We start from the raw sequence: 14,391 nt of genomic DNA on the forward strand, positions 1-14,391 counted from the left end.
ATACTCACATATCAGCAGCCACTTTTCAAGTCTTAGTCAAGCGTGATTTCCAGGGCCAGACCGCGCAACTCGTGGATGAGTACGTTGAATGACTCGGGGATATTCGGCTTGGGCAGTACGTCGCCTTTTACAATGGCTTCGTACGCTTTGGCACGACCTACCACGTCGTCCGACTTCACGGTGAGGATTTCCTGCAGCACGTTGGAAGCACCGAAGGCCTCCAACGCCCACACTTCCATCTCGCCGAAGCGCTGACCACCGAACTGCGCCTTACCACCCAGCGGCTGCTGCGTGATGAGCGAGTACGGCCCGATTGAACGGGCGTGCATCTTGTCGTCAACCAAGTGACCGAGTTTGAGCATGTAAATCACGCCCACGGTTACCGGCTGGTCGAAGCGCTGACCCGTCAGACCGTCGTGCAGGTATGCCCGGCCGAAGTGCGGCAGCCCGGCTTCCGCCAGTTCCTTCGATACTTCCTCTTCGGTAGCACCGTCGAAAATGGGGGTAGCGTAGGTACGGCCCAGCTTCAGGCCAGCCCAGCCCAGTACGGTCTCGTAAATCTGCCCGATGTTCATGCGGCTCGGTACACCCAGCGGGTTGAGCACAATGTCCATCGGGGTGCCGTCGGGCAGGAAGGGCATGTCCTCATCACGCACGATGCGGGCTACTACCCCTTTGTTACCGTGACGACCGGCCATCTTGTCACCCACCTTCAGCTTACGCTTCTTGGCGATGTACACTTTAGCCAGCTGCACGATACCGGCAGGCAGTTCGTCGCCCACCTCCAGCGTAAACCGGTCACGCTTGAAACGAGCCGTGATAGTGTTGCGCTTCTTGGTGTAGTTTTTCACCAGTTCAGCCAGCATACCATTCACTTTCGCGTCGGCGGTCCAGTTTTCCAGGATGAGGTCTTTGAACATGTTCACCTCTTCCGGTACGGCGTAGTTGCTCTCGTCCTTGTAGGGGTTCTTCTCGGGGAAGAGGGCATCGGTGATGTTCTTCTTGCCGAATTTGGCCCCTTTGGTCAGGATTTCGTCGCCAAACTTGTGCTTCACGCCCTGCGAGGTTTTGCCTTCCAGCAAATCCACCAGCTTTTCGATCATCACAGCCTTGATGGCGCGCAACTCACGAGCATACGACTCCTTCAGCTCCTCTACTTCCTTCTTCGACTTGGCCCGCAGGTTTTTGTCTTTCTTCGGACGCGAGAACAGCTTGGTGCCGATAACCACCCCGTTCAGGGACGGCGGCGCCTTGAGGGAGGCATCCTTCACATCGCCGGCTTTGTCACCGAAGATGGCACGGAGCAGCTTCTCCTCCGGGGTCGGGTCGGTTTCGCCCTTCGGCGTAATCTTACCGATAAGGATGTCGCCTTCGCGCACCTCAGCACCCAAACGGATGATGCCGTTGTCGTCGAGGTTACGCACGGCTTCTTCGCTCACGTTCGGAATTTCCGAGGTCAGCTCTTCTTCGCCGCGCTTAGTCTCGCGTACTTCCAGCTCAAACTCCTCAATGTGAATCGAGGTGAAGATGTCGTCCCGAACTACACGCTCCGAAATAACGATGGCGTCTTCGAAGTTGTAGCCCTGCCACGGCATGAAGGCCACTTGCATGTTGCGGCCCAGCGCCAGTTCCCCTTTGTTCGTGCCGTAGCCTTCGCACAGGGGCTGGCCTTTGCTCACCCGCTCGCCCTTCTTCACGATGGGCGTCAGGTTGATGCAGGTATCCTGGTTGGTACGACGGAACTTGATCAGGTCGTACGAAATCTTCTCAGCGTCGAAGCTTACGAGGATATCGTCTTCCGTCAGGTCGTACTTCACCACAATCTTGTTGGCGTCCACGTAGTCAATCACGCCCTCGCCCTCGGCTACTACCAGGGTGCGGGAGTCAATGGCCACGCGGCCTTCCAGACCGGTACCTACGATGGGCGCCTCAGCGCGCAGCAGCGGTACGGCCTGGCGTTGCATGTTCGAACCCATCAGGGCACGGTTGGCGTCATCGTGCTCCAGGAACGGAATCAACGAAGCAGCCACCGATACAATCTGGTTCGGGGCAACGTCCATGTAGCTGTATTCGTCGGGACCTACCACGGGGAAGTCACCTTCGAAACGGCCCTTTACCAGGTCGTTGATGAAGTTACCTTCCTCGTCGATGCGGGCGTTAGCCTGCGCGATGTGGTGGGTATCTTCCTCCTCGGCGGTCAGGTATTTCACGTTTTCCGTGGTGTCCACCTTGCCATTTTCTACCGTGCGGTAAGGCGTCTCGATGAAGCCCATCGAGTTTACCCGGGCGTGCACGCACAGCGACGAAATCAGACCGATGTTCGGTCCTTCCGGCGTTTCGATGGTACAAAGGCGGCCGTAGTGCGTGTAGTGAACGTCACGTACCTCGAAACCAGCCCGCTCACGCGACAGACCTCCCGGCCCCAGTGCCGATACACGACGCTTATGCGTCACCTCGGCCAGCGGGTTGGTTTGGTCCATGAACTGCGACAACTGGTTGGTGCCGAAGAACGAGTTGATTACCGACGACAGCGTACGGGCGTTGATCAGGTCAACCGGCTTGAAGTCCTCGTTGTCGCGCACGTTCATGCGCTCCTTGATGGTACGCGCCATACGGGCCAGACCCACGCCAAACTGGGCGTAGAGCTGCTCCCCTACCGTGCGCACACGGCGGTTGCTCAAGTGGTCAATGTCATCGACAATGGCCTTCGAGTTGATCAGACCGATCAGGTACTTCACGATGAGGACGATATCCTCGTTGGTCAGCACGCGGGCGTCCCAGTTCGTGTCAATACCCAGCTTCTTATTAATACGGTAGCGGCCTACGTCCCCGAGGTCGTAGCGCTTATCCGAGAAGAACAGCTTCTGGATGATGTCGCGGGCGGTTTCTTCGTCAGGAGCCTCCGTGTTCCGGAGCTGACGGTAGATTTGCTCCACGGCTTCTTTCTCCGAGTTGGAGTTGTCCTTCTGCAGCGTGTTGTAAATGATTGCGTAGTCGGCAATGTTTACGTTCTCGCGGTGCAGAATTACCGACTTAGCCCCGGCGTTCAGGATTACGTCGATATCCTCCTCCTCGATGGTCGAGTCACGCTCCAGCAGAACCTCGTTCCGGTCGATGGATACCACTTCACCGGTATCCTCGTCCACGAAGTCTTCCGTCCAGGTGCGGAGCACGCGGGCGGCCAGCTTGCGGCCTACGGCCTTCTTCAGGTTTTTCTTGTCGGCTTTCACCTCTTCCGACAGCCCGAACAGGTCGAGAATGTCTTTGTCGGTGCCGTAGCCGATGGCGCGCAGCAGCGTAGTAACCGGGAATTTCTTCTTCCGGTCGATGTAGGCGTACATCACGTTGTTCACGTCCGTGGCGAATTCAATCCACGAGCCTTTGAACGGGATGATACGGGCCGAGTACAGCTTGGTGCCGTTGGTGTGCTTGCTCTGAGCAAAGAACACACCCGGCGAGCGGTGCAACTGCGATACAATTACGCGCTCCGCCCCGTTGATTACGAACGAGCCTTTCTCGGTCATGTAGGGAATGTTTCCCAAGAACACTTCCTGCTCAATCGTCTCAAAATCTTCGTTGTCCGAGTCATTGCAGACCAAGCGCAATTTGGCTTTCAACGGAACCGAGTACGTGAGGCCCCGGTCAATGCATTCGTCAACCGAGTACTTGGGCGGGTCAACGTGGTAGTCGAGGAAGGTCAGCACGAAGTTTTCGCGCGAGTCCGAAATCGGGAAGTTCTCGGCGAATACTTTGAAGAGGCCCTCATCGGTACGGTTCTCGGCAGCCGTTTCCAACTGGAAGAAATCCATGAACGAGCGAACCTGCACGTCCAGAAAATCCGGGTACTCAATAACCTTTTTAATCTTGGCGAAGTTGATCCGCTCGTCAGCGGCTGAGAGTTTCTGCAGCCCTGCCTGTGCTTTCGATGTAGCCAATGTATGTGGGGTTAGGAAATGGATACAGAGTGAATCCAACTCAAACTCCCGGCAAAGCCAGAAATCTGAGAAAATTTCGGAAGCGCCGGGCGCACGAAAGCGCAAAGCCTCAACCTTGCGCTTCCGGCAGCCGTAGGCACAAAAAGCCGCAAAGCGGCGCGCAAACGGACTTCCGATTAGTTTGTTGCCTACAAACAGGAAAAGACCTGGCTTAGTTGCCAGGCCTCTCCTTATTTGCTGGTTTTACGAGCAGGCAGCAGAGATTACTTGATTTCTACTTCAGCGCCAGCTTCTTCCAGTTGCTTCTTCAGGCCTTCAGCCTCGTCTTTAGCAACACCTTCTTTCAGGGGCTTGGGAGCACCGTCAACCAGTTCTTTGGCTTCTTTCAGGCCCAGACCGGTCAGGTCTTTCACCAGTTTCACCACAGCCAGTTTGCCAGCACCAGCCGACTTCAGGATTACGTCGAACGAGGTTTTTTCCTCAGGAGCGTCAGCAGCAGCACCGGGACCACCAGCAACCATTACGGGAGCAGCAGCAGCAGGCTCAATGCCATACTCGTCTTTCAGGATGGTAGCCAGTTCGTTTACTTCTTTTACCGTCAGGCTAACGAGCTGCTCGGCGAATGCTTTCAAATCTGCCATTTCTGTAGATTGTTAAAAAGGGGGGTTGTTGAAGGAAATTGAAAGTGAAAAAGATGAGCAGCGGTTAGCCTGCAACCTCTTCTTTTTCGGAAAGCGTTTTGAGGATACCGGCCAGTTTGTTGCCGCCGCTCGACAGAGCAGAGATAACGTTCTTGGCGGGCGACTGCAGCAGACCGATGATGTCACCGATGAGCTCATTTTTGCCTTTCAGCGTGCTCAGTGTCTCGAGCTGGTTAGCACCCAGGTAGATGCTGGCATCTACGTAAGCGCCTTTCAGCGAGGGCTTGGGCTCAACGCCTTTGCCGTATGCCTGAGCTTTGTAGAACTCCTGCAGCAGTTTGGCAGGAGCATTGCCCGACTCTTTCGAGAACAGGATACCCGACTGGCCTTTCAGTGCAGCGTCCATTTCCGTAGTGTCGGCACCGAGGGTGTCGAGAGCCTTGCGGATGAACGTGTTCTTGTACACTTTGAACTCCATGCCGCGGTTGAAGCACAGGCGACGGAATTCGTTGATTTTCGCCACCGACATTCCCGAGGCATCGGCAATGTAGAACGCGTTGTGCGATTGAAACTTCTCGCTCAACTCGTCGACGAGGGCTTGTTTGTCTTCCCGGATCATATCGTCGTGTTGATTAAAACTTAGGCGGAAGTTACTTGCGTGTCAACCGGAACGGCGGGCGACATCGTGCTCGACAGCGTGATGCTCTTGATGTAGGTGCCTTTAGCCGACGAAGGCTTCAGACGCTGGAGCGTCTGGATTACTTCGATGGCGTTTTCAGCGAGCTTCTGCTCGTCGAACGACACTTTACCAACCGAGCAGTGGATGATACCGGTTTTGTCAACTTTGAAGTCGATTTTACCAGCCTTCACCTCTTGCACGGCCTTGGCTACGTCCGTAGTTACGGTACCCGACTTGGGGTTCGGCATCAGGCCACGAGGACCCAGTACGCGACCCAGACGGCCTACCTTCGCCATTACCGACGGCATCGTGATGATTACGTCGATATCGGTCCAGCCTTTCTCGATTTTTGAGATGTAATCGTCCAGACCAACGTAGTCAGCACCAGCTGCAGTAGCTTCAGCTTCTTTGTCGGCCGTTACGAGGGCCAGAACGCGAACTGTTTTGCCGGTACCGTGGGGCAGCGTGGCTACGCCACGTACCATCTGGTCAGCTTTGCGGGGGTCAACACCCAGACGAACGTCGATGTCAACAGAAGCGTCAAACTTGGTATAGGTGATGTCCTTTACCACTTTGGCAGCTTCCACCAAGTTCCGAACTTCGGTCAGGTCGTGCTTGGCAAGGGCTTCCTTGCGCTTTTTGCTAATCTTTGCCATGTGTCTTCTCCGTTGTTAATTATTCAGCAAAGGGAGAAGTGCCCGACACGGTGATACCCATGCTACGAGCCGTACCAGCCACCTGCTTCATGGCCGACTCCACCTTAAAGGCGTTTAGGTCGGGCATTTTGGTCTCGGCGATGGTGCGCACTTGGTCCCATGATACCGACCCTACCTTGTTACGGTTCGGCTCTTTCGAGCCGCTCTGGAGCTTGGCTGCTTCCATGAGCAGAACCGGCACCGGAGGAGTCTTCACCACGAAGTCGAACGACTTGTCGGTGTACATGGTGATGAGTACAGGACAAACTTGGCCGGCCTTATCCTGGGTCCGCGCATTAAACTGCTTGCAGAACTCCATGATGTTAAGGCCTTTGCTACCAAGTGCAGGTCCAACCGGCGGCGCAGGGTTTGCGGCGCCTCCCTTTATCTGAAGCTTCAGATAACCTCTAATTTCCTTGGCCATTTGGTTTGAAAGGCTTCGGGCTTGTGCGGTAACTCGCACCTACCCTCAGATGAAAATTGCTCCAAAAGTGGAAGCACCACCGGTCCGGAGCGGATAACCGGTGACGTTGTTGTATCAGCTATGCTTCCTTTTCAACCTGCGTGTAGCTGAGCTCCATAGGAGTGCTACGGCCGAAAATTTTCACGATAACATTCAGTTTCTTCCGTTCCTCGAATACCTCGGACACGGTGCCCGACATACCCGCGAAGCCACCATCCACAATCTTCACCAGTTCACCCACCACGAAGGGGGTTTCCAGCGTAGCGGCCTGCTCCTCCACTTCATCCACAATCCCAAGGATGCGGTTTACTTCGGAAATGTGCAGGGGAACAGGTTTCGTATTCTGGTTGGCTGCTTTGCCTTCCTTGTCACTCAGGAAACCAATTACGCCAGGCGTGCTGGTGATAATGTGGTCTACCTCACCGTGGGTCAGGTCAGCGTGAATGATGATATAGCCAGGATACAGGTTCCGTTCACGCACGCGCTTTTTGCCGTTGCGCATCTCGAACACCTTTTCCACCGGAATCAGTACTTGGGGCACCAAGTCAGAAAGGCCATGACGGCCAATCTCAGTTTCCAGATAGGTTTTGGCTTTTTTCTCTTGTCCGCTAACCGAGCGAACTACGTACCATTTCAACTCACCCATTGTCGTCGTGTATTCTACCGATTAACGGACTGAGTTATAAAACGCTTCCAAGCCTTCTTTGAAAGCCACGTCCAGCACCCCTACCACGGCCGCAAACAACAACGACCCGATCAGCACCAGGCCGGCGCTTTTCTGCAGTTCTTCCAAAGACGGCCACGTCACTTTGTAACGCATCTCCTCAGAAGTCTCCCGGAAGTAGTTGGTTAGCTTGCTCATGATGGAAAGCACCGATTTGGGGTGTAAAACTACGGCTGCCGAAGCAGCCGTAGTTCTTTGTGGTGGCACGGGCGGAGAGATTCGAACTCCCATCAAAGGTTTTGGAGACCTCTATTCTACCCTTGAACTACGCCCGTGTGTACGTCCCTACCAGTCAAGGTACTGGATTGGGACTGCAAATGTATGGAACTCTTTAAACAAAACAAATCCGCCCCCGAAAATTTCGAGGGCGGATTTGATGTTTTACCAATTTTCTTGCGAAAACTAGTCGAGGATTTCGGTTACCTGACCGGCACCTACGGTACGGCCACCCTCACGGATAGCGAAACGCAGGCCTTTCTCCATAGCTACCGAGTTGATCAGCTCAACCGAGATAGTTACGTTGTCGCCGGGCATTACCATTTCTACGCCTTCGCCCAGCGAGATGATGCCGGTAACGTCGGTGGTGCGGAAATAGAATTGGGGACGGTAGTTGTTGAAGAACGGGGTGTGACGACCACCTTCTTCTTTCGACAGCACGTACACCTCAGCTTTGAACTTCTGGTGAGGCTTAACCGAACCGGGTTTGCAGATAACCATACCACGACGGATGGCTTCTTTTTCAATACCACGGAGCAGCAGACCTACGTTGTCACCAGCTTCACCACGGTCGAGGATTTTGCGGAACATCTCAACGCCCGTTACGGTCGACTTGAGGTTTTCAGCACCCATACCGAGGATTTCAACCGGCTCACCCGAGTTGATAACACCACGCTCGATACGACCGGTAGCAACCGTGCCACGACCCGTAATCGAGAATACATCTTCTACCGGCATCAGGAAGGGCTGGTCGGTCAGACGGGGAGGAATCGGAATGTAGCTGTCCACAGCAGCCATCAGTTCCTCAATTTTCGGAACCCAGTTAGCGTCGCCGTTCAGGCCGCCCAGAGCCGAACCCTGGATAACCGGAATGTTGTCGCCGTCGAAATCGTAGAACGAGAGCAGTTCGCGGATTTCCATTTCAACCAGCTCGAGCAGCTCGGGGTCGTCAACCATGTCCACTTTGTTCATGAACACAACCAACTGAGGTACACCTACCTGACGAGCGAGCAGGATGTGCTCACGAGTCTGGGGCATCGGGCCGTCAGTAGCAGCTACTACGAGGATAGCGCCGTCCATTTGAGCAGCACCGGTAACCATGTTTTTCACATAGTCAGCGTGACCAGGGCAGTCAACGTGAGCGTAGTGACGGTTTTCGGTAGCGTATTCTACGTGAGCGGTGTTGATGGTGATACCACGCTCTTTTTCTTCGGGAGCATTGTCAATCGAAGAGAAGTCGCGCTTGGCAGCCAGACCTTTGTTAGCCAGAACCGTGGTAATGGCAGCGGTGAGGGTAGTTTTGCCGTGGTCCACGTGACCAATCGTGCCGATGTTTACGTGCGGCTTGGACCGGTCAAAAGTTTCTTTAGCCATTGTAAAGAGGTTAAGAGGAATTTTGAGGTGATGAGGGGGAAAACGCGACTAGACTATACAGTAAGAAAGCGAAACACAGCTCCGTTTAGTCGGGACTGCACGTCGCTTTACTTTGCTGACAGTTTCCAAACGGTGCAGTCGCGCTGCCCCGTTGGTACTCGTAATTCTGAGCCATTTATGGGATTTGAACCCATGACCTCTTCCTTACCAAGGAAGTGCTCTACCACTGAGCTAAAACGGCTTATTTTGTTTTGTTTGGCAAAGATACAACAGCGCAGAAACATTTACCAGCTAAGCTATCCATGTACTTCGTCGCTGTCATTCCTGACACCGAGCGGGAGACGAGGTTCGAACCCGCGACCTGCAGCTTGGAAGGCTGCCGCTCTACCAACTGAGCTACTCCCGCATTTCATAGGGCTTGAGGCTATGAGGGCAAGTGTGTGTGAGGTAAACCTCATGCACCTCTACCCTCATAAACTCAGACCTTATTTTGTGGTGGGGGCGAAAGGACTCGAACCTTTGAACCCGAAGGAGGTGAGTTACAGTCACCCGCAATTGCCGCTATGCGACGCCCCCAGCTATTATTTCCTACGCCGATTGCCAGGACTTGTCCTTCTCAACTTTGGCGGCCGAAACCGTTACTGTGTCGATTGGAGTTGCAAAATTAGTGGCTTTCCGATGCAAGTCAAGCCCTGCGCCAAAAAGGTTTTAACTTTTTATTATCCCCTACGGCTCTTTCGAGAGCTTATCAGCAGGTAATTATCTGACTACCTAGCACAAGCGCTGCCGCAAAAAAACTTGACGATCATCGAAAAAAATCTGCTTTTCTACTGGATGAGGCTGTACATAGCCTTCAGGTTGCTGTCCTTTTCCTTGTTGCGGATGTCCTGTAGGGTTGGCTTTAAAGCCGGCATGCTGGCCACAAGCTCGTGTAGCCCTTTATAGGCGCCGAGGCGCACGTACATCTGGGGGTGGGTACGGGCTAGGGTTTCGAGCCGCTGGATGCCCTTCTCCCGCTCAATGGGCGGAATCCGCTGCATCAGCAGGCCAAAGTTTTCGAGCATCACATATAGCACCTCCGCCGGGGCATCTTTACTGCGCTGCAGAAACCATTGATAGTCATCGAGCGTGCCGTTGAGGCCGTAGTACGTGGAGAGAGCCGTGAGTAGCGCCGGATTGTTGGTGTTCTGGAGGGCGGCAATCTGGGTACGCGTGTTGACGTTAGGCGCGTGGGACAGCGCCTCTACCGCCGCGCTGGCTACTAAGTAGGAGCTGTCTTTCAGCGCCGCGTTGTATAGTTCACTGTAATCTTCGTTGGGGAACGACGCCAAGACTTTAATAGCGGTAGCGCGCACAGCTCCGTTCTTTTCCGATTGCACTACGCGTTGCAAGTCCTTCCGCACGGCACTGCCTTCGGCTCCGCGGTAACGGCGCAACCCTTCGAGGGCCGCAATACGGGTACCCCAGAAGGGGTCGTTGAGCAGATTACGAAAAGCGGCACTCACTAGCAGGTCGCCGGATTTGGTGCGCAGGGCCTGAATAGCTTTGTACTTCTGCAAGTAGCCGCGGGCGTGGCTGAGTTGGTACAGCAGTTCTTCCTGGCTCTGAGTTTCATCGATGTCCGCTAGCAGCATGCCCTCATCATCGAACTTTACTAGGCTGGGGCGCTGATTGACGGGCAACCGGAACGTCTGGTCAGCTTTGGTGATAAGGATACGGTGCTCAGTGGGCTGATTGCCGTTCCAAGTGGCCACCGTAACCGGCAGCCGGTACACTGGCTGGTATAGGGTGTCCTGCACCTGTTGCACCCGCAGTACCACTTGGCTGTTTTCGAAACTGTGCGTTACGCGCAGTTCGGGGTGGCCTCGCTGCATAAACCACTGGTCGAAAAACCACATCAGGTCCTCACCGGTTGTTTCCTCGAAGGCAATCCGCAGCTTGGCAATTTCGACGCTGGACAGCTTGTTGTGGACCAGATACCGGTTGATGGAAGCGAAGAAAGCATCATCGCCAACGTATTTGCGCAGCATGTGCAGCACCCGGCCACCCTTGTCGTAAGAGTGCCGGTCAAACATATCCTCATTGGTAACATAGCGGTACCGGATGAGGGGCTCCCGCTTCATCTGAGCTTCCTCCAGGTAGTTGCGCAGCTTGGTTTGCTGCACCAGTGCGGCGGCATCGGCCCCGTACTTATGCTCGGCCCACAGCAGCTCGGAATAATCGGCAAACGACTCGTTGAGGGGGAGGTTGCTCCACGACTCAGTAGTTACGTAGTCGCCAAACCACTGGTGAAACAGCTCATGCGCAATAACGGATTCGGAACCATCGTACGTTACGTCGGGCAACTCACGGGGGGTAAACTGTACTAGCTGCTGCTGAAACGTGGAAGCCGTAGTGTTTTCCATAGCTCCCGACACGAAGTCGTGCACGGCAACCTGCGCGTACTTGTCCCAGGGAAAATCAACGCCCAGCTTTTTAGAGAAAAACTCCAGCATTTCGGGCGTATTGCCGAACACCTGCTTGGCGGTGTACTGATAGGCCGGGTCCACGTAATACTCCACGGGCTTACCCCGCCAGGAGTCGGACACTACAGCAAAATTTCCCACCGCCAGCATAGCCAGGTAGGGTGCGTGGGGCTGGTTGAGCTTCCAAGTATCGGTGCGGGAGCCATCGGGGTTGCGGCGCGATGATACCAGCAGACCGTTAGACAGGGTTTTCTGGCCGCTTTCCACAGTCAGGCTGATTTCCTGCGTCATGCGCTGGTTGGGGTGGTCGATGGTGGGAAACCAACAGGAGCTACCCTCCGTTTCGCCCTGCGTCCATACCTGCCGGGGCTTGGTCTTGTCAGTACCTAGTGGATTGATAAAGTACAGGCCTTTGTCGTCGGTTATGGCCTCGCTGCCGCCTTTGGGCAGTTCGTTGGGCTTGGCCACGTACTGAATCCGCACTTGGTATTGCTCGGTCCGCTGATAGAGGCGGTCGAGCGTAATTGTTAGCTTCTTCTTGTCGTAGTTGAACTTCAGGTCCCGGCCTTTGCGGGACCCGCTCATCAGTTCCACGCTTTTCACGTCGAATCCCTTGGCATCCAGCACCAGCTGGCTTTGCGGGTAGAAGTGCGGGCGCAGTGTGAGGACGGCCGTGCCGAGCAGCCACTGCTTGTTCCAGTCAAACCGCACGTCCAGCTTCGTATCGAACAGGTCGTGCAGGATGGTAGCCGAGGTCTGTACCGGATTGGTGGACGGCAGCCAGTTGGGCACGGCTACGCTGGCAGCTACCGGCGCCGCCGCTGCTGGCTCAACTACTTTTTTGCGCGTAGGATGGCTGACAGTAGAGGCGGGACGGCTGGATTTAACTGCCTGAGCGGAAGCGGGTAGCTGACACATCAGCACCATAAACAAGGCACCGAAGACCGGATATTTCATGCGGAAAGGCACTAGGACATTGGAGGGTCAAGTTCCGAATTTATTTCAGAATTGGCCTATCTTTAAGCCCATTTCCGCCCTACCCCCTGCCCAGCCCCCAATGCTCCAGATCCGCACTGCCGATGCCCAGCCTGCCTGGGAAGTCGATTATCAGCCCACGGGTACCATCACCCTCAACGGTCAGCCATTTGCCTGGGATATTGCCCCGCTGGGCAACGGCCGCTACCATATTCTGCACGAGGGTCGCTCCTACTCAGCCGAGCTGATTTCGGCGGACTACGCCACTAAGGCCGTGATATTGAAAGTGAATGGGCAGCGTATTGAGCTCCAAGCCAAAGACCGGTTCGACCTGCTACTGGATAAGCTAGGCATGAGCAATGCTGCCAGTCAGAAGGTAAACGAACTGAAGGCCCCCATGCCCGGCCTGATTGTGGATGTGCGCGTAGCTCCTGGCCAGACGGTGCAGAAAGGCGACCCGCTGCTGGTGCTGGAAGCCATGAAAATGGAGAACATTCTGAAAGCCCCCGGTGATGGCACCGTGGCCGCCATAAAAGTCAATTTGCGCGACAACGTAACGAAGGGCCAGGTACTGGTGCAGTTCAGCTAAGCCGCACCTTCTTTGCCCAGGGCCGTAAGCGGATACCATGCGGCCTTAGCCGCCGGTAGTTGCTTACGGCCTTGCTACGTGTAGTCGTGTTTCACGCTTAACCTCTCTCACCTTGAAGTACAACCGAATTCTGCTCAAGCTAAGCGGTGAAGCCCTGATGGGCCAGCAGCAGTATGGCATTGATGCCAACCGCCTCATGCAATACGCCGAGGAAATCAAGGCCGTGGCCGATACCGGTACGCAGGTGGCCGTGGTAATTGGCGGGGGCAACATCTTCCGCGGGGTACAGGCCGAGGCTTTCGGCCTTGACCGGGTACAGGGCGACTACATGGGCATGCTGGCGACGGTTATCAACTCCATGGCCCTGCAGAGCGCGTTGGAAAAGCTGGGCGTGAGCACCCGCCTGCTCTCCGGCGTTACCATTCAGCGCGTGTGTGAGCCGTATATCCGGCGCCGCGCTATGCGCCATTTGGAAAAAGGCCGCGTGGTCATCTTTGGAGCCGGCATTGGCTCACCTTACTTCACCACCGATTCGGCCGCCTCGCTACGCGCCATCGAAATTGAGGCCGATGTAGTGCTGAAAGGCACCCGCGTAGATGGCATCTACACCGCCGACCCGGAGAAAGACCCCACGGCCGTGCGCTTCCCCGAAATTACCTTTGATGAGGTAATGGAGAAGAATCTGAACGTGATGGACATGACGGCCTTCACGCTGTGCAAAGAGAATAACCTGCCTATAATTGTTTTCGACATGAACAAAGAGGGCAACTTGCAACGCCTGCTTGATGGGGAAAGCGTAGGCACACTGGTAAGCATGCACGGTAGCAAAGCCGCCGAGCTGAACCCTAACCACAGCAGCCTGCAGCCTGCCACCGACGGTGGATCTTCTGAACAAGCCTAAAAAAGAGTTAAAAACGAAAAGCACGGCTGCAACGGTACCAGTATGCTGCTTGCCCGTCTTCACTTTTTAATTCTCACTATTTAATTCACTCACACACATGGACGAAGAAATTAAGTTCTACCTGGACGAAGCCGAGGAATCAATGGGCAAGGCCCTACAGCACACGCAAGTAGAGTTTGGCCGTATCCGGGCTGGCAAGGCCACTCCGGCCATGCTGGATTCTCTGCGCGTAGATTATTACGGTACGCCCACGCCCGTGGCCCAGGTAGCTAACGTTGCTGCTCCCGATGCGCGCACCCTGTTTATTAAGCCCTGGGAGAAGAACATGATCAGCGAAATTGCCAAGGCTATCAAAAACAGCGACCTAGGCCTGAACCCCCAGTCGGATGCCGAAGGTGTGCGCTTAAACATTCCGCCCATGACGGAGGAGCGTCGTCGTGACCTGGTAAAGCAGGCTAAGAACGAATCGGAGAGCGGCAAAGTGCGTATCCGGGGCATCCGCAAAGACGTGAACGAGTCGCTACGTAAGCTGCAGAAAGAAGGTGCCTCGGAAGACGCCGTGAAGGATGCCGAAGCCAAAGTGCAGAAGTTCACCGACACCTACATCAGCAAGGTGGATGAGCTGCTGAGCAAGAAAGAGGCAGAAATTATGACCATCTAATGCCCGGCATCAGGTAGGCTCAACTGCCAAAAAAGCGGGGAGACGTTTGGGTACAGGCCAAAAAGCCTTCTCA

General features: G+C 55.0%; 12 protein-coding genes and 4 tRNA genes. 3 read left to right on the forward strand and 13 right to left on the reverse strand.

The window, feature by feature from the left end; genetic code table 11:
• Nucleotides 1–32 precede the first annotated feature (32 nt).
• From rpoB to LF252_RS14050, 13 genes are all read right to left on the reverse strand, one after another.
• Entirely contained in the window at nt 33–3,908 is a 3,876-nt protein-coding gene (gene rpoB, locus LF252_RS13990) for a DNA-directed RNA polymerase subunit beta (RefSeq protein ID WP_226270548.1), read from the reverse strand.
• A 290-nt stretch (nt 3,909–4,198) separates the two neighbouring features.
• Nucleotides 4,199–4,576, reverse strand: coding sequence for a 50S ribosomal protein L7/L12 (gene rplL, locus LF252_RS13995; protein WP_226270200.1), 378 nt, complete (start codon nt 4,574–4,576; stop codon nt 4,199–4,201).
• A 64-nt stretch (nt 4,577–4,640) separates the two neighbouring features.
• Nucleotides 4,641–5,195, reverse strand: coding sequence for a 50S ribosomal protein L10 (rplJ, locus tag LF252_RS14000; RefSeq protein ID WP_226270201.1), 555 nt, complete (start codon nt 5,193–5,195; stop codon nt 4,641–4,643).
• A gap of 20 nt (nt 5,196–5,215) precedes the next feature.
• Nucleotides 5,216–5,911 (reverse strand): 50S ribosomal protein L1, encoded by a 696-nt coding sequence (gene rplA, locus LF252_RS14005; protein WP_139925660.1) that lies wholly within the window; start codon nt 5,909–5,911, stop codon nt 5,216–5,218.
• Between the two features lie 19 nt (nt 5,912–5,930).
• Entirely contained in the window at nt 5,931–6,374 is a 444-nt protein-coding gene (gene rplK / locus LF252_RS14010) for a 50S ribosomal protein L11 (protein WP_044003266.1), read from the reverse strand.
• A 118-nt stretch (nt 6,375–6,492) separates the two neighbouring features.
• On the reverse strand, nt 6,493–7,059 hold the full coding sequence (gene nusG, locus LF252_RS14015; protein WP_125427631.1) for a transcription termination/antitermination protein NusG: 567 nt from the start codon (nt 7,057–7,059) through the stop codon (nt 6,493–6,495).
• Between the two features lie 21 nt (nt 7,060–7,080).
• A complete protein-coding gene (gene secE, locus LF252_RS14020) occupies nt 7,081–7,275 on the reverse strand; it encodes a preprotein translocase subunit SecE (protein WP_125428268.1) in 195 nt (64 codons plus the stop codon).
• 63 nt (nt 7,276–7,338) lie between these two features.
• Nucleotides 7,339–7,412, reverse strand: a tRNA-Trp gene (locus LF252_RS14025).
• Between the two features lie 127 nt (nt 7,413–7,539).
• A complete protein-coding gene (gene tuf, locus LF252_RS14030) occupies nt 7,540–8,727 on the reverse strand; it encodes an elongation factor Tu (protein WP_226270202.1) in 1,188 nt (395 codons plus the stop codon).
• 169 nt (nt 8,728–8,896) lie between these two features.
• Nucleotides 8,897–8,968: transfer RNA gene (locus LF252_RS14035), tRNA-Thr, on the reverse strand.
• A gap of 92 nt (nt 8,969–9,060) precedes the next feature.
• A tRNA-Gly gene (locus LF252_RS14040) sits at nt 9,061–9,133 on the reverse strand.
• An 87-nt stretch (nt 9,134–9,220) separates the two neighbouring features.
• A tRNA-Tyr gene (locus LF252_RS14045) sits at nt 9,221–9,303 on the reverse strand.
• A 251-nt stretch (nt 9,304–9,554) separates the two neighbouring features.
• Nucleotides 9,555–12,149 carry a M1 family metallopeptidase gene (locus LF252_RS14050; protein WP_226270203.1) on the reverse strand — a complete coding sequence of 865 codons (2,595 nt, stop codon included), beginning with the start codon at nt 12,147–12,149 and terminating at the stop codon, nt 9,555–9,557.
• Nucleotides 12,150–12,249: 100 nt separating this feature from the next.
• Between LF252_RS14050 and LF252_RS14055 the strand changes: the two genes are divergently transcribed.
• From LF252_RS14055 to frr, 3 genes are all read left to right on the forward strand, one after another.
• Nucleotides 12,250–12,756 (forward strand): biotin/lipoyl-containing protein, encoded by a 507-nt coding sequence (locus LF252_RS14055; protein WP_226270204.1) that lies wholly within the window; start codon nt 12,250–12,252, stop codon nt 12,754–12,756.
• 112 nt (nt 12,757–12,868) lie between these two features.
• Entirely contained in the window at nt 12,869–13,657 is a 789-nt protein-coding gene (gene pyrH / locus LF252_RS14060) for a UMP kinase (protein WP_226270205.1), read from the forward strand.
• A 97-nt stretch (nt 13,658–13,754) separates the two neighbouring features.
• Nucleotides 13,755–14,318: a ribosome recycling factor gene (gene frr, locus LF252_RS14065; RefSeq protein ID WP_226270206.1), complete on the forward strand. Its 564-nt coding sequence runs from the start codon at nt 13,755–13,757 to the stop codon at nt 14,316–14,318.
• The last annotated feature ends 73 nt before the right edge of the window (nt 14,319–14,391 follow it).

The organism is Hymenobacter pini (assembly GCF_020421205.1).
Taxonomy (GTDB): domain Bacteria; phylum Bacteroidota; class Bacteroidia; order Cytophagales; family Hymenobacteraceae; genus Hymenobacter; species Hymenobacter pini.